Genomic DNA, 21,389 nt, shown 5'->3' with positions numbered 1-21,389 from the left:
CGGCACGAAGTTTAAGTTTTGTTTAAATTTGACGATATGGATGTCCAATGAAAATAAAGTCCTAGACCGCCGCTGTTTAATCAGCAAGATTTCTTAGAACAACGGCATAAGGGTAAGGCTTGGACTTGGTAGCCACTCCGTCCTTCTGTAGTCTGCGGCTTCTCGCAAAGGCAACAGTATGGGCGGCGATCGACGAGCGCTGTGCGAATCAGGCATTCAACATTACGAACGGCGACCTGTTTCGTTGGAATGAGTTATAGCCGAAAATCGCTCAATACTTTGGCATGGAAACAGCGCCTCCGTTACAGATGTCTCTAGACGTTGTCATGGCGGACAAGGAGCAGCTTTGGAACAAAATGATTGAGAAGCATGGGCTTGCTCGGCATTCCTATAAAGACGTATCCTCTTGGCTATTCGGCGATTTCGTGTTTGCATGGGACTACGATTTTTTTGCCGACGGAACTACGGCTCGACGTTTAGGCTTTCACGAATTCGTCGATACCGAAGAAATGTTTATGAACATCTTTGACGACTTCCGCAAGCGTAAAGTCTCCCGTAAATTACCGTATAAATTAAGAATGCCTACCTTATACGTGCTCAACATTTGGTTTTGTTTTATGTGGTTTTAAGCTTTGCAGCGTTTCTAATTTTACGCCTAAGAATCTCCGTTCTGTCCATTCGTGCTTTTGATTAAACACAAATGACCCGCAGGAGGGGACACTTTTTAAAAGTGTTCCATCTTACGGGTCACCATTCAGAATCGAGGTTTTTGTACTCCTATTCTCCGACCAACCCAACACTGATTGTATTGCCTTGAACAAATACCTGGAAGAACAGTTTAGTTCAGTCCTTGTCCTTTTTAGTGTAATTCAACATGATCGTTTTTGGCTCTGGATTATCCATTGGGTTCTATACCTCATGCACCTTGACTTGTTATTTCTTCGATGGTGTTTCATTTTTGTGTTCAATAATTTGTAATACTTTTGGTTCAATTGCTTTTAACTGTTGTTCATTTGAACGATTACCTTTAGGAACTTCACCATTAATTTCACCTTGAATTTGTCCATCAACCTGTGTTTTTGCAATGACATCAATTACTTGTTGTTTAGAGACATTTTTAGATGCTGCAATCTCCACAACAGATTTACCTTTTGCTAATTCTTGTTTTAATTCTTCTGGGCTAATTTTTAGTAAAGAAAACAGTTTTGCATCATTTAGATAGGCATCAGCAGAATAATCAGGCTTACCATTTCTAGAGAAAAAACCTTCTACTTTAATGTTTGAAGGTGTAGTCTCACCTCCGATCAGAGAAACACTGATTGTATTGCTCTGAACAAATACCTGATAGAACGGTGTTTTTGATCCCTTTTTGGTGTAATTCAACATAAACGTTTTTTGATCCGGGTTCTCCATTTTCTCCATAGCAAATTCGTACTCTTCGATGTTGCCATACATTTTATCAATTAGATAATCAACCTTCGACTTGATTTCCTGATCGGATAAAGTAGTGAGTGGCTTCTCCTTAGGCTCCCAATTCTCTTGAATCACGTGTTCAATCGCACCCGTAATACCGTTTGTATGAAGGGTAATCTTTTTGCCGGTTCCTTCTTTTTCCTGCAGTATGATGCTTGTTTGGACACCTTGAACGCTGCTTGCATCGATTATCTCAAACGATTTTGTTTCGGGAAATGTGCTATACAGCTTCTCAAGTGTTGCTTTGCCAACCTCATCCACCTTGACTTGTTCAGCAGTCATTGGTGTTCTAGTAAACATTTCAATCAGGGTAGGGGCCGCATATGCTGCGGTTGGAATTAAAATCGCAGCAGCAACTATTCCACCAATTAATCGTTTTTTCATGGTTATTCCGCTCCTTTTTGGTTGTAAATATTGAAAATAAGACTGTTCTATACGTTTGGAAATAACCGGGGGGCACTCCATAGTTTCTGCCTCTTTGTGCAGATGTTCACGGATTTTGCGTTCAGTTAGCATTGATCTTTTCCATCCTTTCTGGGGGGAGATTCCATAAGTTTTTTCGAAGCGCCTGAAGGCCAGCATGATATCTGGACTTGACTGTACCCAGCGGAATATCAAGCAATGTCGCGATTTCCTCAAGAGTATAGTCGTGAAAAAAGCGGAGGATGATCACCATTCGTTGTTTGTCGGTCAGTTTTTGGATTGCCTTCGATATCATTTGGTTCGTCCCATCCATCAACACAGCAGGTTGATCCCAATGAGACTCTTCCCGAGAGAAGGCACGAATGCGTTCAAAAATTCGGAATCTCCGCCAGCTCTTGACCCGAAATCTCTGCACTTGACGGATTACCAAGCCGTGTAGCCAGAAGTGGAAAGGTCGGTTCGTATCGTAGTTAGCAAGTGATGTCCACATTTGCATATAGATCTCATTCATGACATCTTCCCGATCCTGCTGATGATCCACCAGAAAGGAGACTGTCCGGTAGACGTCCTGATAGGTGGCATCATACATCGTATGAAACGCCTGTTGATCACCGTCTTTCATTTTTATGAGTAACTGGTACATGTATTCACTTTGCATTCAGAGGGCCCTCCTAAGTAAGCTGCTTACACACTATATTGTCTCTCTATCAAAAAAAAGTTCGGTTTCCTTTGTTTTTTTTGCAAAAGGCTGATTGTCGGCGGCCATCGATCAGGAAGACTACCAGAAGTGCAACGCCCCATATGGCAGCCGTGGCCTGTCTAGTACTTTATTTTTCAGTCTAATCACACTGATCACTTGCTGTCGTAAAGGGATACTAAGTATTTGGATTGACTCATATACTTGCTTCCGATTTGCTGCATGTGGCAAATATACATTTAACGCAAAACAAACATTACGTCCACTACGAGAATAAAACAAAAGCCGGATTCCTTAGAGTAGGAAAACCCGGCTTTTTAACTATTGGATAGTCCTTCGAAATATTTCAACACAGGTCATTGATAACTCCTGAGAATTGGAACCATTAAATAGCCCTATTAAACATTATAACTACAACCAAATATATTACGCTATTCTGCTCGTTAGTTGTTAAAACAGATGCCGTTGAGCTCGTTTTTATTGACTATTTTTTCCCGTGAGAGCTTAATGACAATGGTAAGTCTAAGATTTTATTTTCTTTCTACAGTGGATTAAAGATTACTACGGAAGTTCCATCTCCTGTACTCTCCATATCCCACTCTAACTCCATATGCTTCATTAACAGATCCACGATGGACAGCCCTAATCCTGCTCCTTTGTAATCGGATGGACTCTGGATACCTCTGCCGTGATCCGTAATCAAAATAACACGTTGCCCATTACGGGACTCCGTAGAAATCCCTACATAAAGACCACTGCTGGCATGACGTACAATATTCTGAAACAGATTATCAAGAATACGGCGGAACCAGACCTCATCCACCATCCAGAACAGCGGATCAGCCTCCAAGTCAATATCGATCTCGAAGTTCTCTTTTTCCCATACGGGGTACCAAGCAGCAGCACTTTCCCGCAACAAGCGCAAGACATCTTTACGCTCCTTCTTCAAAGTGATCCGTCCGCTGTTGAGGAGATTGTAGGATAAAAGATTCTCGATCAAGACGCTAAGATCCGCTATACGCTTATCCATTAGCTCTAAGGACTGTTGTCCTTGCGGGGTTAAGCTCTCTTTAGTCATTACATGGATGTGGCTGCGAATAACCGTTAGTGGTGTACGCAAATCATGAGATAGGTTAGATACTAGACGCTTACGAAGCTCTTCCTCTTCGATTTCCCTCTTTCGACTTTCGTCAAGCTTCGCCACCATCGTGTTAAAAGCTTCCTCCAGTCTGCCAATCTCATCCAGCTTGCCCGTCATAATAGACTTAGGCATTCTATCCGGTCCCGTAATCGTCATCGCGGTTTGCAGCTGTAGTAGCCGTTTGCGTATTTTTCTAAAGAACAGCAAAGAAACCAGTGCAAACCCTCCAAAAAGTACAAAGAGCACAAAGTAATACAAAGCCCAAGCCCCGACTCCCCCATAAGCCCCTTTGTTGAGCAGCTTGTTTGGAATTTGCATTACCATAAACCCTTTACCCGCATCCACTCGGTCTCCCATGAAGGCGACGATGGCTAAAGGATCACGTTTTGTACTTTCTTTCATAAAAAAAATAGCCTCAGCCGCCGTCCACTGCTCCGGAACTCCGCTGCCATGATCCGGATTGCCTTCATCAGGTGTGAGAATCAACTGGGTCATTCCCTGCCCATCTACCCAAAACATAGTAGCCTCAGTGTATTTCCGGCTCATTTCATGTAGCCGCTCATTTATGCCTTCTGAAGAAGCATCTTCCAATTGAAGCGCCTCTTTATGCCACATGGTCTCCAGCGCTGCAACACTCGAATACAGAGAGGTGTCTACAGGTGGAGCCCCTTTAGTCACTTCATTAACCATATTGTAGAGAACAAAAGATAACGGCAGGACCACAGGGATAAAAAGCAGTGCAGAAACGATAATAAGCAAATATCCCGATAGCAAAGAGGAGTTACGCTGCTTGCGAATGCGCCCTAACCCCCTCATGCTCTTACCCGATATCCGATCCCCCGGACAGTTTCTATAATTTCGGGATTGCCCGGATCAAGTTCTAACTTTTCGCGCAAATATCGTATATGTACCATCAAAGTTTTATCCCCTTCGAGATAGGCTTCTCCCCAGACGGCTTCATAAATCTGCTCCTTCGTCATAATCTGGCCGAGATGACGCAGCAAATAAGAAAAAATCTGAAATTGCTTCCCCGTAAGCATGACTTCTTCCTGTGTCTGAGCATTTATTACTCGGTTATCCCCTTCATATACGACTAGGTGTTTAAGCGTGAGCGAATCCTGAACAGATGCCCCATTCCGCCTGAGCAGCACTTCAATTCTGGCAGCCAATTCATCCGGATGAAAAGGCTTCGTCAAATAATCATCGGCGAATTCAAGCCCCTGCAGTTTATCATCAATAGAGGTTCGCGCAGAGAGCATCAAGATCGGAAGCTTAGGGTACGCCCGCTTCAATCGTTGTCCGACAGTAAAGCCATCCAGGCCCGGAAGCATTACATCCAGAATGGCCAATTGACAAGGCGCCGCTTCCTCCGTCGCTCCCTCCCCGCTCCGCAGCCAACGCACACTATAACCACGCTCACTTAAATCCGCAGACACGACGCTGCCGATTTCATGATCATCTTCAATATATAACAGAGTAACGGTCATGTATTTTAAGTCCTCCCCTGAGAAATTACGTAAAAAGTTGAAGTCATTATAACATGTTTTAACAGGTCACTCAGGGACTTATCTTTTAAAAAAGCCCTCCTAAACCCGTGGGGGATAGGAAGGCTTTCGGAATCGATTTTAAATTGGTTTAGGGAGTCCACACGCCGTGCTCTTTATCACTGCCAACATACTCAATACGCGTTGGAGTAAGTTCAAGAATCACATAATTAGGGTCATCAGGCCCTGTAAACCATGGCTCCAGCTCTTTGTTCCACACCTTTGTGCGCAGCCCTTCATCCTTAGAAACGGTAGCGGTGGCTTCAATCTCCAGCACGTCTTTGCTTCCGCCTGACTCATATCCAAGCAGCAAAAAAGCATTCGGATTATTCGATAATTCCTCCACCTTATGAGTTTTGCGATTCGTAGCTAAATAAATCTTCAAATCCTCATGGAAAATGGCCATGTAACGTACTTTCGGCTTATTTCCTTCTTCGATCGTACCAAAGGAACCAAACTTGTTGTCATCCAATGCTCTAATAATGAGTTGCTCCAGTTGTTTGTTATCCATTACGTAAATCTCTCCCTTCAAGCATGTAAACAAAAGTTTATATATCCAAGCTCACCGTTTGGATTTATCATAACAATGGTGCTTATTATAATGTACCCTTCAGGTTCACATTGAATCCGACCTTACTCCATAAACTACTTTCAATATAAGGGGCTTACTTCGTGAAAAAACTGATCTGGATCGGCTGTCTTTCCTACTTTGTCATTGGCCTTGCTCATGTAGTGCTGGGATCTATTCTTCCCGTTCTGCTACAGCATTATGACCAAAATTATAGTGCCGGCGGGCAATTAATCTTTAGTCAATTTGCTGGTTTTCTGGCTGGTGTGCTTGTCTCTCCCCTACTCAATCGCCGTTTTGGGAAACGAGGAGGCATCATTATCGCCACCGCTCTTCTCCTGACTGCTGAGATTGCGTATGCTTTTCTACCCCCTTGGGAGTGGATGTATGTCATTGCTGTTGCGGCTGGCTTTGGTTTCGGTATGATCGAAGCCGTCATCGGCACCATCATTATCGGAGCTGTGACAGAAGGAACCGCGATTGCGATGAGCCGACTTGAAGTCCTATTTGGGATAGGAGCACTTGTAATGCCTCTTATCGCCAGTCCGCTCATTGCTAACGGAGCATGGAGATTGGCATTCCTAATTGTCGCTGGCTTCTCATTACTTTCCCTCATTCTCTGGGGAAGAGGCCATTTTGGGAATCTGCAGCTTATACTGGACGAGCGAGCACCTCGCAAAGTCTCAGCATCCGCACATTCCTCGCAGTCCAGCACACAGCTTCCGTATAAAGGGAAACAATGGATTCTGCTGGGCATCTTCATCCTTTTCTTCTTTCTCTATGTAGGTACGGAGATGAGTCTGGTCAACTTTATGCCCGCCATCTTTATCGCCAAGCTAGGGATGACAGAATCTGCGGCGGCGCTGACAGTCACTTTCTTTTGGCTAGCTATGTCTACGGGAAGATTGTTTGCTGGAGTGATTGCAGAGAAAATTTCTTACCGTTTATATATTTTAAGTAGCTGTTTACTGACCTTGTTACTGCTGGCTCTTTTTCCGTTCACAGATAATCGATTAGCTGCATTCATCGTAATTATGCTACTTGGGCTATTTATGTCCGGTATTTTCTCCATAGCTCTAGTCTTCTCCAGCAAAATGCTGCCAGGAGCGGAAGAATCAACACCCAGCATAATGATCGCTGCTGGAGGTGTCGGTGGAGCTCTGCTGCCCCTATTCATGGGCTGGTCTATGGACCATCTAAAAGTGGCACAAACTGCTGGATTACTTGCCGGTTTTTCCGCCTTCTTGTTCTTGCTGAGCATTGCCGCATGGAGGTTCCAATCCAGGCAAGCAGTGCAAAGAAAGAGTTCCAGTATTTAGAATGTTAGAATGGTATCAAACTAATCCTTTTAGGGTAAATGTCATCTATAAGCATATTCTGAGCACAAGGATGGACGATGAATGGATAAGCTTTCAACTGAGCCTTTATTACATACTGCGCTTATGCAGTTTATTTTTCCCTTTTCAATAAAAAAGGGCGATTCTAAGAAGCTTATCCAACAATTGCAGGATGATGGCTTCACACGTTTTTTTCTGGATAATAAAGAGTTAGAAAATGCCTATTACGGAGAAGGCCACTGTGTTTCCCATGAACGGATGGAGCGCACCTATTTACCGTTTGCTGCACACATTCTTTTTCCACGCAAGAAGGACGTAGACTCTTTCTGCCGCTTTTCCAGAGTCAATAATCTGGACTGTATTCTAGAGATTCCTCAGCAGTCTATATTTTTTAAAATTCTTTCGACGGATATATTCATATGTCCTTTTCAGCTTGGATTTGTGACGATACGTGTCCAGCTTGAGGGGGATTCGATTCCCTTTAGTATTGCACTGGAATTCGCGGACCGCTTCCGGACGCTTGAGAATACCTTCGTACAGGATGACTACACCTATATCCATTGCGGGGAACAGACCTATGAGATGGTAGAGGATTTTGTCTTCCGAAATCTGGTGGATGGACTGGAGCCTTTTCTGGATCACTCGGATATCAATGGGGCTTATTTCGAGACCCTTCCCTTTTTCGTAGATGAAAGAATGCAGGTGCAAGCCTTTTATGGCTTTCAGAATGAAGGAGATTCTGATGAGATTAGTATAAATCTGCGCTATCGCGCCTCTCAGCTTGATGGAATTGATCTGAACGGGAAGCCCTATGCCAGTGCCAGCGATCCAGCGTATATTGCGAACTACTGTCATGAGCATTCCTATAATCGATGGGGCCCAGACTCGTATTATATGATGAATGAGCAGACCTTTTGCTGTCTAACCCGAGCTGAACCAAAGATCGCCGTTAGCCTCGCCAACCAGATGTACGGGCAATATTATTACGGATTTCTACTCAATATTTTCCACAAAATCGTTCTGCTAAAGCTGGCAAATATGCATTCCCGACTACGCATAAACCACGATTATGATGAGATCGATAATTTAATCTACTCGATTAATAAATTCTCGGCAAAGTTCTATTTCTTGGAGCTGATTTCACAGTCGCAAGGACGGGAGATTTTTCTTCAGCTGCGTAAAGTATACGGGAACGATGCTCTGTTCGAGGAAGTAAAAGAAACCTTGACTGACCTGTTTCAGTATCAAGATAAGTTCCAATCGAAGCGCCGGGATAATCTGCTGATGATCCTCACTGTATTTACGGTGGTAAGTGGGATTTATGGCATGAATCAAGTCATTGACGATCTGGATGGAAAGATTCAATGGAGTAAGATGGTTAGCTATTCCCCCTTTGAGTTTCTTGCTCTTTTCGTGATTATGAGCGGGATAATGATCAGTGTTGTCCTTACGCTAGGTGCTCTGGTTACTGAGCTTAAGCGGCGTCATCGCAAGAAACATAAAGATCTGGATTAATGAAAACGGACGGAGAGATTCGAAAAATTTAGGAGCGTGCTACTAGACATTCCGAGAACAGCCGTCTATAATACACCGTATGCAAGCATAAACGCCTTCAGCGTCCTTATAAAGACGATTAGCGTTTAAGCGAGAAATACCCGTTAACTTCATAGAACCAGGGGTGCTGGAATTGGCCGGCTGAGATTGTATCCCACAAGATACTGACCCTTATACCTGATCTGGATAATGCCAGCGTAGGAATCGCCAATTGGTTTTGGTCCCTGTGACCTTTACTAACCTTGCGCCAAGCCAGCGTCCCGATCACTCGGGGCGCTTTTTTTGTGTAGATCACAAAAGATGTAGAAGAAATGTACATACTACACTTTATGGTTCATGTTGGATGACGGGATCTGGCAACCTTAAAGGAGAGAAGAAGACATGCAACTCAAAAAAGCACTTATGCTTAGCCTCACCTGTATGCTCATTCTTGCGATTGCCGGATGCGGCAGCAACAATGGGAATACAGCCGGAAACAAAGGAAATGCTGCGGATTCGAATGCTGCGACCGGATCAAATGCTCCGAAAGAGCTTACCAAAGTTAAGGTTGCACTGGATTGGACACCGAATACGAACCACACCGGTCTATACGTAGCCAAGGATCTTGGTTATTACGCGGAAGAAGGTCTGGATGTAGAAATCGTTCAACCTGGCGCAGCGGGTTCTGATACTATGGTTACCTCTGGCGAAGCCGCTTTTGGGATCAGCGCTCAGGAAGGATTGACTCTAGCCCGTCTACAAGGCGTTCCCCTTGTCTCGATTGCAGCCATTATTCAGCATAATACTTCGGGTTTCGCCGCTCCAGTAGACCGCAATATTAAATCACCAAAAGATTTTGAGGGTAAAACCTACGGCGGTTGGGGCTCTCCTGCTGAAGAAGCAGCCATGAAGGCGATCATGGACCCAGTTGGTGGCGATGTGAAAAAGGTGAAGCTAATCAGTATTGGTGAAGCTGACTATTTTACCGCAGTCAAACGTGACATTGATTTCGCTTGGATCTTCTACGCTTGGACAGGTATTGAAGCCGAACTGCGTGGTGAGCCTCTGGATATGCTCTACTTGAAGGATTATGCGCCTCAGCTCGATTATTACACCCCTGTGCTGACCACGAGTGAGAAGCAGATTTCTGAGAATCCAGATTTGGTGAAGGCTTTCCTGAAAGCCACATCGAAGGGTTATCAATATGCGATTGATCATCCAGAAGAGGCTGCCGCTACATTATCCAAGGCTGTGCCTGACCTTGATGCAGAGCTTGTCCTAGCTAGCCAAAAATGGCTTAGCCCGAAATATAAGGACGACGCCCCACGCTGGGGAGAGCAAAAAACCGAGGTCTGGCAGAATTACGGCGACTGGATGTATGATTTGAAGCTGCTGGACAAACCGCTGGATGCAGCTAGTGCATTCACGAATGATTTTTTACCGGCGGAGTAGACCGGACTTCCCAAGTTCGTTCAAGATTCGACGCTCAATCTGCTTCCTGAATTACTTCGTTATCAAAGTTGGCTTTTTGAACTTACCTATTTCAATGAGAGTTCAAAAAGTCGACTTTCAGAACCAAGAAGGTTGAACGTTACTTGAGGAAGGAGGAACGGAGCGTAGTGATGTGCTACGTGAGTACCGGACTTCCCAAGTTCGTTCAAGATTCGACGCCGAATCTGCTTCCTGAATTACATCGTTATCAAAGTTGGCTTTTTGAACTTACCTATACAATTTGAGAGGATTGATTATTGTGGCTAATACATTATTAAGCATTCAAGTAATTCCTAAGACTCCAAACAATGAGGACTCCATCCCATACGTAGATAAAGCGATTGAAGTTATTCAAAAATCCGGCGTTAAACATCAGGTGAATCCACTGGAAACTACTATGGAAGGTGAACTGAGCGAGCTCCTGGAGGTTGTACGTCAAATGCAGGAGGCGCTGATCGAAGCAGGTAGTCCAAGCGTGATCTCCCAAATCAAAATCGCTCATAATCCTAACGGAATCAGCATGGATAAATTGACGGAGAAATATCGGCCGTGAGATCGACCTGGAAGCTAATATGGCCGCCCCTTATGGCGGTCGTCTTCTTTTTAACCGTATGGCAGTTATCTGTTTCTCTATTCCATATCGAATCCTGGATTCTGCCGAGTCCTGCTGATATTGCTCGCGAATCCACCAGTAATGCCTCAGGTCTCTGGGCTCATACGATGGCTACGCTCCGACTCACATTAATCGGTTTTCCTATTGGTACAGGTGTAGGCTTGATCGTCGCTCTACTTTTGCATCTTTTACCTTGGGCTAGACGGGCTTTTTATCCACTCATTATTCTGAGTCAAAATGTTCCCTCTATCGCACTCGGACCACTGCTTATCATCTGGTTTGGCTTCGGTCTTTTGCCCAAAATCGTGCTGATTACACTGGTATGCTTCTTCCCGGTAGCTGTCGCTGCAATGGGCGGCTTGTCTCAAAGTGATCAGGTCATGATGAATTATATGAAAATGGCTGGCGCAAGCAAGTGGCAAATCTTCACCAAGCTGGAGCTTCCGTCTTCTATCCCGGCACTATTTTCCGGTGTGAAAATATCTGCTACTTATGCGGTTATGGGAGCCGTGGTCGCTGAGTGGATTGGCGCGGATAAAGGGATTGGCTATTATATGCTCCTGCAAAAATCGGCTTACCGTACGGATCGGATGTTTGTCGCTATTGTTATTATTGTGCTCCTTAGTCTTGTGCTTTTTGCGATTATCGCCTTGCTCGAAAAATGGTTAGTTCGCTGGAAACCGCGCCGTAACTCATAGAAAGGAAGATGCCTGTATGTCTCAAGTGACGCAAATAGAGCAAAGAACAACTGAAAACATAAGCTCTCCTGAAGCTCATACTGCACCACCTGCTCTTGAAGTAAGCGGCATCTCCAAGTCCTTCACCCATCGTCGCCGCGAGACGAACGTGCTTAACAACGTCTCTCTTAAGGTAGAGCAGCAAGAGTTCGTTTCGATCGTCGGTCCTTCCGGCTGCGGAAAAAGCACCTTATTCCATATGATCGGCGGACTAGTGAAGCCCGATGCAGGAACGATCCGCATGAACGGCAGAGCCGTTACGGGTCAACGTGGTGAAATCAGTTATATGCCGCAGCAGCCTGCGCTTTTTCCTTGGCGAACGATTGAAGATAATGTACTTCTAGCCGGGGAAATTAAAGGCGCTCTGCAGGATGGAGCTCGTGAAGAAGCGCGCCAGTGGCTCGCCAAGGTTGGTTTGAATGGATTCGAACAGGCTTATCCGCATATGCTGTCTGGTGGGATGCAGCAGCGTGCTGCTTTTCTCAGAGCATTGCTGGCTCCGCAGGAGTTGATGCTGCTCGATGAACCTTTCAGCGCATTGGATGCACTAACTCGCAGTGAAATGCAGCGCTGGCTGCTGGAGCTGTGGGAGGAGAATCGCCGCTCCGTGCTATTCATTACCCATAACATCGAAGAAGCGTTGCTGCTCTCGAATCGTATTTATGTATTCTCGGGTCGCCCCGGCTCCATCCTACATACTGTTGATGTGCCATTTCCACGGCCACGCCGCGATGAGATTACGGATTCCCCGGAATTCCTTAAACTCAAACGCCAGCTGTCACAGTGGATGCGAGAAGAACAAGCTAAAAGCGAGAAGTAGCTTTTTGAATAGAGGTCACTCCACTCACTTTAAACGAGAGATTAAACAAAGAACCGCCCGGGCTTCAATTAGCCCAAGCGGTTCTTTTGTTTTAACCAGAATAGCAGTTAAATCTTATTGTGCTTGTACAAACTCAGCAGATTTAATCCCTGCTTGACGGCCGAAAATAATGATTTCAGCTACAGAGTTACCACCAATCCGGTTTTGACCGTGCAATCCACCTGTAACTTCACCAGCCGCATACAGGCCAGGAATAGCAGCGCCGTCTTTATTTAATACTTCTGTGTTCGTATTGATCTTCACACCGCCCATGGTGTAATGAATCCCTGGGGCGATCTTAATAGCGTAGTAAGGACCCGCGGATAAATCGTTGTCCATCCCTGTTGTTCTGCCGAATTCAGCATCGTTCTTGTTCTTTACCGCGCTGTTCCAAGTATCAAGTGTCGCTTTTAGCTTATCGGCTGGAACACCGATTTCTTTCGCCAATGCTTCGATGGTATCCGCTTGGATCACGAAGCCCATTTTGTCATATTGTTCAATTGCTTTCACGCGTGATTTGACGCCGGAATCAAAGACAAGCGTTGCCGCTTTTTCAGGAAGTGCATTGATCGCTTCGGTAACTTTATCACGTGTAGTCAATTCGTTTACGAACCGTGTGCCTTCGCTATTCACGAGGATAGAACCTTCGCCGCGTACAGCTTCCCCGATCAGATAAGATTTTTCTTGTTGAACTGTTGGGTGAACCTGGATTTGATCCATATCAACGGTGGTTCCGCCAAGTGCCTCAATCATCTTGATGCCGTCGCCGGTACTGCCGATTTGGTTAGTCGTTACGTATCCTTCCAGATCAGGTCTAACTTTTGATATCATATCCATGTTGGATCCAAAACCACCTGTTGTTACAACAACTGCCTTCGCTGTAATGGTTTTTTCATCAGCTTGGTTAAAGAGTACTTTGACGCCGTTAGCCTTACCGTCTTTTTGAGTAATTTCTTTAACATCCGCGTTCACAAACAGTGGAATTTCTTTTTCTTGTACGTTTCTAACCAATCCTTTGACAAGGTATTGGCCTACCGCAGAGCCGTCTTCTGGACGGTGGGTGCGTTTTTCGCTCATGCCGCCTGTGATCGTAATATTGTTCAGCTTGATTCCGATCGAATCCAACCAATCGATTGCACTTGCGGAATTGTCAACGAAGAAACGAAGCATCTCTTTATCGTTCGTGTCATGGCCGCCCTTTAGTGTCTCTTCATAAAACTTATCATTGCTATCTTCAATGCTTTGCTCTTTTTGAAATTTCGTTTGGGAAGCGTTCATTCCTGAGGAGGATTTACTTGTATTCCCACCTGCAACCGGCATTTTTTCTAAAATAACAGGGTTCAAGCCTTTGGCCTTAGCTTCCAGTGCAGCAGACATTCCTGCACCACCAGCACCAACAATAACGATATCATAATTATCTTTTAATTGATCCAGTGGTGTGTAACTAGCTTCTGATGCACCTGATACGGCTTCAGCTTTATCATTTTTGGCCGTCTCATTTACCTTACTTTTGTTCTCGTTGCCATTACTATTACCTGCGCTGTTGCTATTACTGTTACCGCAGCCTGCGATTACGAGCATGACAGAGAGAATGAGAATGAGAGCAGTACTTGTTGTCTTCTTCATCTTTATAACGCCCCTTTGTGAATGTTTTCACATTTATGATAACGCAAAGATGCTGTTTTGGGAAGTTTTTTATGTAATTAGTTATGGTTACTGTTACATTTCCATGAATATTTTCATTTAAATTATCATAAAAATTCTTAATTTCAATATTTCCTCAGCTTACTACTCAAAAAAAGCCACCCTTTCCAGGGCGGCCATCTGCCTTATTTTCTAATCCTTTTTCCATACAGGGTGTGCAGGCTTAACTATCTGAAATTCTAAAGCAACCCGTAATTTGAGCGCTACTGGATCACTTATGGTATATAAGCTATAACTTCAATTTCTACGAGCCCATCCTTAGGCAGACGTGCTACTTCAACAGCGCTGCGAGCAGGGTATGGCTGAGCAAAAAACCTTCCATAAATCTCATTCACCTTAAGAAAATCATTCATATCCTTTAGGAAAACGGTCGTCTTTATTACCTGATCCATGCTTGTACCCGCCGCTTCCAGTATGGCTTTGACATTCAGCAGCGACCGTTCCGTCTGTTCCTCAACCGTAGCAGGAAAAGTCCCATTAACCGGGTCTAGTCCGAGTTGTCCTGAAGTATATAGGACGTTCCCAAGCTTTACAGCTTGAGAGTAAGGTCCAATTGCACCTGGTGCATCCGTTGTTATTACAGTTTCTTTATGCATATTTGTCATTTTAAAAGACTCCTTTATCCCGCTTGTTCATTAGTGTTACCGTCATATTCCTTTAGCATTTCTGCCTGTTGCTCTGGCGTTAACTTCGCGATACCGAATCCCGTGAAGCCCCATATCGTCGCAAAGATTATTCCTGTCCAACAGAGAACAGCCCAAGGTAAATAATCTAGCGTTGCAACACCCAGTGTACCTGCCATATAAGCACCTGCAGCTGTCCAAGGCAGAATAGGCTCGGTAATCGCCGCTGAATCCTCGATGGTACGTCCCAAGTTCTTCGGGTGCAAGCCCCGACGGATATATGCTTCACGCAGCATTTCACCTGGCATTAAGATGGATACCTGACCATTACTTGTAACTCCGATCATCGTAAGACCTGTAACAATTGTTGCTACGATCATTGAACCTGTGGAATGGACGAACTTCAAAAGCTTATTAACAATCAATTCCAAGGACTTCGTCAGAGATATGGTTCCAGCGAACGTGATTGCACAGAAGCAAATGAGAAGTGTACCCATCATGGAGTTCATTCCGCCACGATTTAGAAGACGGGGTACATCTTCAATAACGTTGGCAGAATCAAACCCAGCTACTTGAACCATAGAAATATTAAATCCATTAACAACAGAAGATACGACATCATTCAAAGTAAATCCCTGGAATACAAGTGCGTTAGCCATAGCGAACATAGAAGAGATCAGCATGACCGGTATTGTCGGTTTCTTCGTAATTGAACCATACAAGATGATTAATACGGGTACTATAAGCAGCAGATTAAAGTCATAAATTGTATTCAACGATCCCATGATTATTCCAACCTTCTCCGGAACAATAGCACCTGCGGCATCTGTGTTTAGGCCTGTAATAATAAAAACAACGCTTGCGACAATAAAGGAAGGAATTGTGGTATACAATAAATGTCCAATATGCTCATATAGATTGACACCTGTTGCTAACGCCGCAATATTGGTTGTGTCTGAAAGCGGTGACAATTTATCACCAAAATAAGCACCTGCAACTACAGCACCAGCCACTGCTGCTAGGTTTGAATCCATACCCGCGCCAACACCCATAAAAGCAACCCCGATCGTTCCCGCTGACCCCCAAGATGTGCCCGTACAAAGCGAAACGGCAGCTGTCGCAATAAATGCGGTAATAAGCAGAAATTGTGGACTAATAATTTTCAATCCATAATAAATCATCATCGGAATCGTTCCACCAACCATCCATGCCCCAATCATAAAACCAACCATGATCAGAATAAGAATGGCGGGCATCGTTTTCGCGATCTTACCAGCGATAGATTCTAGTATGTCGTTATAGCTATAACCAAGAATAATCGCGATAATACCAGCAACAACCGCTGAGGTAATAATAAGTGGTTCTGGTGGTAATTCAAACAACACATACCCTAAACTAAGTAGCACAATCATCGTAATAATCGGCAATAGCGCTAAGAACATCGTCGGCTGTTTCTTGACTCTTGGTGTTTCTGATTTGGACATGATTATTATCCCCCTTGATACGGATCTGAGAAAGGCTACTAACGAGGTCTTTCAAGGTCATTGATAAAAAGTTTTTTTATTATGAATTTTTTAATGGATAGGCTCGGTACAGCCGATGAAAAGCTTCTTGTAACATGGGCAGTGGCGTTGCAATATTTAAGCGAATAAAGCCTTCTCCTGATGCCCCAAAACCTGTTCCAAAGCTCACACTAACCTTCGCATCGGACTCAATCCACTGCTTTAGCTCTGCTTCGTTGGTGCTAATTGCCCTACAATCAACCCATAATAGATAGGTTCCTTCTGACTCGATCACGCGAAGCTCAGGCATATATTCAGCTATATAAGCTTTCACCCAATCGATATTGGCCGTGATATACCCTCGTAATTCTTCCAGCCATTCATCGCATTCCGTATAAGCCACTTCTAATGCAGGTACTGCAAAAAAGGTCGGGTTATGACAGCCTGCTTGCTGTAAGCAATGTCTGAATTTCTCACGCAGCTGATCATTCGGAATCACGATGTTAGCAATTTCAAGGCTTGCAAGATTGAAGGTCTTCCCTGGGGAGGTACAGATAAAGGATCGCTGCTCTGCCTCAGTCGATATCTTCCCGATTATCGTATGCTCATGGCCTTCATGGATAAAATCGGCATGAATATCATCCGATACAATATAAGCATCATACTTTGTACACAAGCTAACGATTCGTTCTAGTTCAGCTCGTGTCCATACTCGTCCAACCGGATTATGCGGTGAGATGAGCAGTACAATTTTAACCCCTGCTTGCATCCGCAACTCCATATCAGCAAAATCGATCTCATAACGCCCGTTTACTTCACGAAGTGGACTTTCCACTAATACGCGGTTATTTAGTTCTACCGATTTAGCAACCGGCTGATAGGCTGGAGTATGGATTAACACTTGATCACCTGGTTGAGTGAAGTTCTGAATGATCAGAGAAACCGCTTGCACAATACGAGGGCAAAACACGATCCATTCTTGCGGAACCTCCCAATCGTAAGCTTTTTTAATCCATCCCTGAACTGCCTCATAATAAGGTGGAAAAGGATCGGTATATCCATATATGCCATGCTTCGCCATCTCCGTTAATCGCTCTATCACCTGTGGAGGGGCTTGAAGATCCATATCCGCGACGGAAAGCGCTATCATTTCTCTGCCCAAAACTTGCGCCATACCATCCCATTTAGCGCAATTGGTCCCATATCGGCTAACAACCTTATCAAAGTCTAATGTCATCTAGCCCACTTCCTCTCTTGAGAGTTCTGTTTATTCTCACTTAATTTTTTGCAAATAACGATAAACTGTTGGCTCAGATATCATCAAGGTCTTAGCGACTTGAGAAACTCCGCCTTTAAGTAGAAACACGCCCTGCTCGTTAAGTACTTTCACAAGTTCAATCTTCTCTTTCGAGGACAATCGCTCTGCCGGGACATTAATTTTACCGAGCACCGAATCAATCATGTGCTGGAGTAGGTCATCTACGTTTCCTTGTAAATACTCTTCCGTCTGCTTCTCTACAACCTCTTGTTGTGGTATTAACGGTACTGGTGGAAGTGTTGATCCTCCTTGCAAAATGTTTTGTATCCACTCAGCTGCAACCTCCATATGCGTGACATCAATGTTAATACACATCATACCGACCAATTCGCTGCTGCTGTTTTTAATATAATAAGTAGCGGAGCGAAATACCTGACCTTGCGAACCACGCGCTTTATAGTTAGCAATAAACGGTTGCTCACGGTAGGACTCATCTTTCAACAGCTTAAGCACGAGATCTGTTGAACTATCGCCTACTTTACGCCCACTAATGTATCCGTTCTCAATAAAAATAATTGAACGCTCTGGATTGCTTATATCATGAATAACAACCTCACATTTTGAACCTATAATTGAAGCAATAAAAGAAGCGATTGGAAAATAGGACTCCAGGCAGCTGCGATCTTCTAACATGTGAGCATCTCACTCCTTTCGTTTTACGTCTTTTCTATTTTGATAATAATTTATTATCTTGATAAGATTTTATTACAACATTCTTAAAAAAGCAATCAGTAATATATTGGAATTGTTCCAGCCAATATTCTCTCTTAAATACTTAGGGCATATTTCCTGTAAAGCGATAACAAAAAAAGTCTTTCACTATTTCTACAAATTGCAGAAATAGTGAAAGACGATATTTACTGCTGTACCTTATTTCCTAATCATAGCTCGATACACGAATTTAGGAAGAACTGCTTGCCTGCGCCAGCGCGACTTTTGTCCTTTGGCCACAGGTGCGAATAAGAGTCGATGCAGCCACTCCAAATTGAGCTTCTTCCATATCGCAGGGGCTGGAGTCACTTTTCCCGCTATAACATCCAAGCTTCCCCCCACGCCAAACACAACCTTAACCTGAGAAAGCGCCTGTTTATGCTTATAAACCCACTTGTCAGAGTATGGAGCCCCCATCGCGACAATCAGGAAATCTGGCTGTGCGTGCTGAATCTCTGCCACAATGGCCGGTTCCTCTTCTTTAGCAAGAAAACCATTATGTCTTCCGGCAATTTTCACATTCGGATATAGCTCTGTAATCTTTTCGACCGCTTTACAGCTGGTATGCTCATCCGTGCCTAAGAAATAAAAGCTCCAGCCCAGCTTATTCCCTTGTGCGAGCAGCTCAAGAAGTAGTTCATACCCCGTAACTCGTTCAGCTATAGGGTCACCTTTTCTTCTCGATGCCAGCACAATGCCAATCCCATCAGGAGTAATCAAATCTGCCTCATGGAGTATGGTTCGAAGCAGCTCATCCGATTGGCTTGTTATCGTAATTTCCGGGTTCGCCGTAATCAAATGAAATAGCTTCGGATCTCCGGATTGAATATGTTTTGTTAGATGAAGTGTTGTCTCGTTTAGTGTTAGTTTTGAAAAAGGAACGCCTAATATAGAGACTGTCCCAGCCATTTAATCACCTCTTACTGAAAAGTTCATTCCAGTATACCTTACCGTAATCAAGAAGGATAGTCAGCGTCATTACTCCGTTTATTCATCCAAAAACTTCCACCACTCTATTAACCAAGGTTCATCGATCCCCCGCAGGCGGAATTCCTCCAAAAGTATCTTTCGAAATTGTTTTTCCATTTTGACAAAATTATTGTCCTCCTGGTACATGGGAGCAAAGGATTCATCCTCTCTAAGATAACTCCAAAAATCGCCTGCACACTCCAAAATCTTTCGACCTACGACCGTTTGCTGCGCTACGGGAACAAGCCATTTGTCATAGGGATACGGATAACCTTCAATAGTGATTGCACAGCGTAAAGCCTCTTTATAAAGGGAAACCGCTAAGAACAAGATTGGAAAGGCGTCGCCACGAACTACAGGATTATCTAGACTTCTGGCATAGCTTCTTAGCTGTATGTATGAATTCTTACGAATTTTCATTAGTACTTCAGGTTGGAGTGGAACATAGGAATGGAAAAGTGACTTCAGATCCAGCAGATCGTAGTAAATATAGGACACTGATGCATTCCACAGCCATTCCATATCCCCGCTCATTAAAGCTTCTTTGATATCAGATATTTTATGGAGTGTATAATGCCCTGTCTTCCCACTCGGAAGCCTTAAATCCATAAAAAAACTACTGTGCTCCGGAATCAGCCCTGCTTCCTCGAACCGATGATTAATACTGTTGTAAGACTCATCCTCACAAATAATGATTATATCTACATCCGACTGCCCATCTACCACCCCGAGTGCGGTCGATCCATCTAGGATAATGCTTACCCTCTGACGATCTTCTTGCAATAACGGATGATTCAGGATCTCTTGCGTAATGAACTTTCCAATCTCCTCTAGTAATTCGCGATGAAGTAGCAACTTATCAGGTGTTAGTAAAATATCCGACAATACTGATTTCATCATCATATCCATTAGCCTCCAATCGATCTCAACCCCACTATTAATATAGCGCTTACATTTAATCTCAAATGTAGATTCGGGAATATTATTCTACACTCCGAAGATACATCTTGCAACGATATATGTAGTACCCTTTTGCCTAAGCCTAAATATAATGAAGTATCTATTTACTTGAAAAGGGGTATAAGCATGGCGCAGCCAAAAGTGATTGCTACAGTCCGCTCTGCCGGACCGATCGGAGATATCGAAGTAAATGTCAGCACAAATAGGGTATACTTTGTTAACCCAGACACTGAGGCTGGAACTATCGGGGTACTCGATGGCATAACGAATCGAATTATCGCACGCATCAATGTTGGAAGACTGCCAACACAGCTTGGGATTAACCCCCAAACTAACCGAATCTATGTAACAAATTTTCGTGACGATACGGTTTCTGTTATTAACGGGCGGACAAACCAGGCGATAAAGACTGTGAAAGTGGGCCGCATGCCTGATAATATCGGAGTAAATGTTCGAAAAAATTTGATTTATGTAACTAGCATAGCAGGAATTATATTCGTCATCGATGGGAAAACAAACCAGATCAAAACGAAGATTGAAGTCGGCGGTCGCCCTTCCAGAATCGTTATTAATGAGCTTACAAATCGTATATATGTGACCAATACAATAAAAAATTCCGTCTCCGTCATTAATGGAAATACACAGGCTATCATTGCCACCATAAAAGTCGGTAATAACCCTGTGATACCACCCGCACTTAATGTAATCACAGGCCGCATTTATGTCGCTAATAACTTAAGTCGGTTTCTCTCGGTAATCAACGGCCGCAACAATAAATTGCTGCAAAATGTACAGCTGGGGCGTCTGCAAAGTGAGGTCGTTATCAATCCGCTGACAAACCGTATCTATGTCTCAAGTGCACAAGTTGAAGGTAAAGGAAAGCTATTCGTCATCAATGGAAGTAACAACAAAATCATCACTACAAAGGTTCTGCCTACCTCCTCCAACATAACCATTAATCCGAATACAAATCATTTGTTTGTTGGTAATTTCGATAAGAACCACATGTCCGTTTATAACGCCACCACGTTTAAAAGGCTCGTAAGATTCCCTTTAGTGTCAGGCAGTACTGTGCTAAACCCAGTCACCAATAGAGTTTATGTTGGAGGAAATGATTCCATCACAGTCATTCAGGATGTATCAGAACTTATATTTAAAAAAGGCGCCCACCATTAGGTGGGCGCCT

General features: G+C 43.9%; 19 protein-coding genes, 1 pseudogene and 1 riboswitch. Of the genes and pseudogenes, 8 read left to right on the top strand and 12 right to left on the bottom strand.

The window, feature by feature from the left end; all coding sequences use genetic code 11:
* Nucleotides 1–66: 66 nt before the first annotated feature.
* A pseudogene (locus tag NYE25_RS23170) lies at nt 67–551 on the top strand (NAD-dependent dehydratase); the annotation flags it as partial.
* 382 nt (nt 552–933) lie between these two features.
* On the opposite strand, the gene NYE25_RS23165 reads toward NYE25_RS23170, so the two are convergent.
* The 5 genes from NYE25_RS23165 to NYE25_RS23145 form a co-directional block, all read right to left on the bottom strand.
* Entirely contained in the window at nt 934–1,989 is a 1,056-nt protein-coding gene (locus tag NYE25_RS23165; protein ID WP_341146928.1) for a hypothetical protein, read from the bottom strand.
* Nucleotides 1,979–2,554 carry a sigma-70 family RNA polymerase sigma factor gene (locus NYE25_RS23160; RefSeq protein WP_341146927.1) on the bottom strand — a complete coding sequence of 192 codons (576 nt, stop codon included), beginning with the start codon at nt 2,552–2,554 and terminating at the stop codon, nt 1,979–1,981. The genes NYE25_RS23165 and NYE25_RS23160 overlap by 11 nt, the downstream gene beginning before the upstream one ends.
* Nucleotides 2,555–3,134: 580 nt before the next feature.
* On the bottom strand, nt 3,135–4,550 hold the full coding sequence (locus NYE25_RS23155) for a HAMP domain-containing sensor histidine kinase (RefSeq protein WP_339799953.1): 1,416 nt from the start codon (nt 4,548–4,550) through the stop codon (nt 3,135–3,137).
* Nucleotides 4,547–5,221: a response regulator transcription factor gene (locus NYE25_RS23150; RefSeq protein WP_076285173.1), complete on the bottom strand. Its 675-nt coding sequence runs from the start codon at nt 5,219–5,221 to the stop codon at nt 4,547–4,549. Before NYE25_RS23150 ends, NYE25_RS23155 begins: the two co-directional genes overlap by 4 nt.
* Before the next feature lie 148 nt (nt 5,222–5,369).
* Entirely contained in the window at nt 5,370–5,789 is a 420-nt protein-coding gene (locus tag NYE25_RS23145; protein ID WP_076300096.1) for a pyridoxamine 5'-phosphate oxidase family protein, read from the bottom strand.
* A 161-nt stretch (nt 5,790–5,950) separates the two neighbouring features.
* Here NYE25_RS23145 and NYE25_RS23140 point away from each other — a divergent pair, with 161 nt between their 5' ends.
* From NYE25_RS23140 to NYE25_RS23115, 6 genes are all read left to right on the top strand, one after another.
* Nucleotides 5,951–7,165 (top strand): MFS transporter, encoded by a 1,215-nt coding sequence (locus tag NYE25_RS23140; protein ID WP_341146926.1) that lies wholly within the window; start codon nt 5,951–5,953, stop codon nt 7,163–7,165.
* 81 nt (nt 7,166–7,246) lie between these two features.
* Complete coding sequence (locus NYE25_RS23135) at nt 7,247–8,698, top strand: hypothetical protein (RefSeq protein ID WP_341146925.1); 1,452 nt, start codon at nt 7,247–7,249, stop codon at nt 8,696–8,698.
* Between the two features lie 149 nt (nt 8,699–8,847).
* Nucleotides 8,848–8,958: riboswitch (TPP riboswitch) on the top strand.
* A gap of 160 nt (nt 8,959–9,118) precedes the next feature.
* Complete coding sequence (locus NYE25_RS23130; RefSeq protein WP_042123640.1) at nt 9,119–10,168, top strand: ABC transporter substrate-binding protein; 1,050 nt, start codon at nt 9,119–9,121, stop codon at nt 10,166–10,168.
* Between the two features lie 298 nt (nt 10,169–10,466).
* Nucleotides 10,467–10,760 (top strand): thiamine-binding protein, encoded by a 294-nt coding sequence (locus tag NYE25_RS23125; RefSeq protein ID WP_036682688.1) that lies wholly within the window; start codon nt 10,467–10,469, stop codon nt 10,758–10,760.
* Nucleotides 10,757–11,518: an ABC transporter permease gene (locus NYE25_RS23120; RefSeq protein ID WP_445667145.1), complete on the top strand. Its 762-nt coding sequence runs from the start codon at nt 10,757–10,759 to the stop codon at nt 11,516–11,518. The genes NYE25_RS23125 and NYE25_RS23120 overlap by 4 nt, the downstream gene beginning before the upstream one ends.
* A gap of 16 nt (nt 11,519–11,534) precedes the next feature.
* Entirely contained in the window at nt 11,535–12,377 is an 843-nt protein-coding gene (locus tag NYE25_RS23115; protein WP_081393129.1) for an ABC transporter ATP-binding protein, read from the top strand.
* A 114-nt stretch (nt 12,378–12,491) separates the two neighbouring features.
* Here NYE25_RS23115 and NYE25_RS23110 read toward each other — a convergent pair whose 3' ends face one another.
* From NYE25_RS23110 to NYE25_RS23080, 7 genes are all read right to left on the bottom strand, one after another.
* Nucleotides 12,492–14,042, bottom strand: a complete 1,551-nt coding sequence (locus tag NYE25_RS23110; RefSeq protein ID WP_076285167.1) for a flavocytochrome c — start codon at nt 14,040–14,042, stop codon at nt 12,492–12,494.
* Between the two features lie 293 nt (nt 14,043–14,335).
* Entirely contained in the window at nt 14,336–14,725 is a 390-nt protein-coding gene (locus NYE25_RS23105; protein WP_445667144.1) for a RidA family protein, read from the bottom strand.
* A 14-nt stretch (nt 14,726–14,739) separates the two neighbouring features.
* Entirely contained in the window at nt 14,740–16,227 is a 1,488-nt protein-coding gene (gene nhaC / locus NYE25_RS23100) for a Na+/H+ antiporter NhaC (protein WP_341146924.1), read from the bottom strand.
* Nucleotides 16,228–16,306: 79 nt separating this feature from the next.
* Complete coding sequence (locus NYE25_RS23095; protein ID WP_341146923.1) at nt 16,307–17,482, bottom strand: MalY/PatB family protein; 1,176 nt, start codon at nt 17,480–17,482, stop codon at nt 16,307–16,309.
* A 36-nt stretch (nt 17,483–17,518) separates the two neighbouring features.
* Nucleotides 17,519–18,196: a helix-turn-helix transcriptional regulator gene (locus NYE25_RS23090; RefSeq protein ID WP_042184354.1), complete on the bottom strand. Its 678-nt coding sequence runs from the start codon at nt 18,194–18,196 to the stop codon at nt 17,519–17,521.
* Nucleotides 18,197–18,433: 237 nt separating this feature from the next.
* Nucleotides 18,434–19,183 carry a WecB/TagA/CpsF family glycosyltransferase gene (locus NYE25_RS23085; RefSeq protein WP_341146922.1) on the bottom strand — a complete coding sequence of 250 codons (750 nt, stop codon included), beginning with the start codon at nt 19,181–19,183 and terminating at the stop codon, nt 18,434–18,436.
* Between the two features lie 78 nt (nt 19,184–19,261).
* Nucleotides 19,262–20,146: a nucleotidyltransferase domain-containing protein gene (locus tag NYE25_RS23080; RefSeq protein ID WP_341146921.1), complete on the bottom strand. Its 885-nt coding sequence runs from the start codon at nt 20,144–20,146 to the stop codon at nt 19,262–19,264.
* 183 nt (nt 20,147–20,329) lie between these two features.
* On the opposite strand from NYE25_RS23080, the gene NYE25_RS23075 reads away from it, so the two are divergent.
* Entirely contained in the window at nt 20,330–21,379 is a 1,050-nt protein-coding gene (locus NYE25_RS23075; RefSeq protein WP_341058968.1) for a YncE family protein, read from the top strand.
* The last annotated feature ends 10 nt before the right edge of the window (nt 21,380–21,389 follow it).

Origin of the sequence: Paenibacillus sp. FSL E2-8871 (assembly GCF_038000345.1) — a bacterium.
Taxonomy (GTDB): Bacteria; Bacillota; Bacilli; order Paenibacillales; family Paenibacillaceae; genus Paenibacillus_AQ.
This window is presented reverse-complemented; position numbering and strand designations above follow the sequence as displayed.

Excerpts from the sequence above, each read along its gene's own strand:
- NYE25_RS23165 (WP_341146928.1), bottom strand. The coding sequence starts at position 1,989 with ATGCTAACTGAACGCAAAATCCGTGAACATCTGCACAAAGAGGCAGAA.
- NYE25_RS23160 (WP_341146927.1), bottom strand. The coding sequence starts at position 2,554 with ATGCAAAGTGAATACATGTACCAGTTACTCATAAAAATGAAAGACGGT.
- NYE25_RS23155 (WP_339799953.1), bottom strand. The coding sequence starts at position 4,550 with ATGAGGGGGTTAGGGCGCATTCGCAAGCAGCGTAACTCCTCTTTGCTA.
- NYE25_RS23150 (WP_076285173.1), bottom strand. The coding sequence starts at position 5,221 with ATGACCGTTACTCTGTTATATATTGAAGATGATCATGAAATCGGCAGC.
- NYE25_RS23145 (WP_076300096.1), bottom strand. The coding sequence starts at position 5,789 with ATGGATAACAAACAACTGGAGCAACTCATTATTAGAGCATTGGATGAC.
- NYE25_RS23135 (WP_341146925.1), top strand. The coding sequence starts at position 7,247 with ATGGATAAGCTTTCAACTGAGCCTTTATTACATACTGCGCTTATGCAG.
- NYE25_RS23130 (WP_042123640.1), top strand. The coding sequence starts at position 9,119 with ATGCAACTCAAAAAAGCACTTATGCTTAGCCTCACCTGTATGCTCATT.
- NYE25_RS23115 (WP_081393129.1), top strand. The coding sequence starts at position 11,535 with ATGTCTCAAGTGACGCAAATAGAGCAAAGAACAACTGAAAACATAAGC.
- NYE25_RS23110 (WP_076285167.1), bottom strand. The coding sequence starts at position 14,042 with ATGAAGAAGACAACAAGTACTGCTCTCATTCTCATTCTCTCTGTCATG.
- NYE25_RS23105 (WP_445667144.1), bottom strand. The coding sequence starts at position 14,725 with ATGACAAATATGCATAAAGAAACTGTAATAACAACGGATGCACCAGGT.
- nhaC (WP_341146924.1), bottom strand. The coding sequence starts at position 16,227 with ATGTCCAAATCAGAAACACCAAGAGTCAAGAAACAGCCGACGATGTTC.
- NYE25_RS23095 (WP_341146923.1), bottom strand. The coding sequence starts at position 17,482 with ATGACATTAGACTTTGATAAGGTTGTTAGCCGATATGGGACCAATTGC.
- NYE25_RS23090 (WP_042184354.1), bottom strand. The coding sequence starts at position 18,196 with ATGTTAGAAGATCGCAGCTGCCTGGAGTCCTATTTTCCAATCGCTTCT.
- NYE25_RS23085 (WP_341146922.1), bottom strand. The coding sequence starts at position 19,183 with ATGGCTGGGACAGTCTCTATATTAGGCGTTCCTTTTTCAAAACTAACA.
- NYE25_RS23080 (WP_341146921.1), bottom strand. The coding sequence starts at position 20,146 with ATGATGATGAAATCAGTATTGTCGGATATTTTACTAACACCTGATAAG.
- NYE25_RS23075 (WP_341058968.1), top strand. The coding sequence starts at position 20,330 with ATGGCGCAGCCAAAAGTGATTGCTACAGTCCGCTCTGCCGGACCGATC.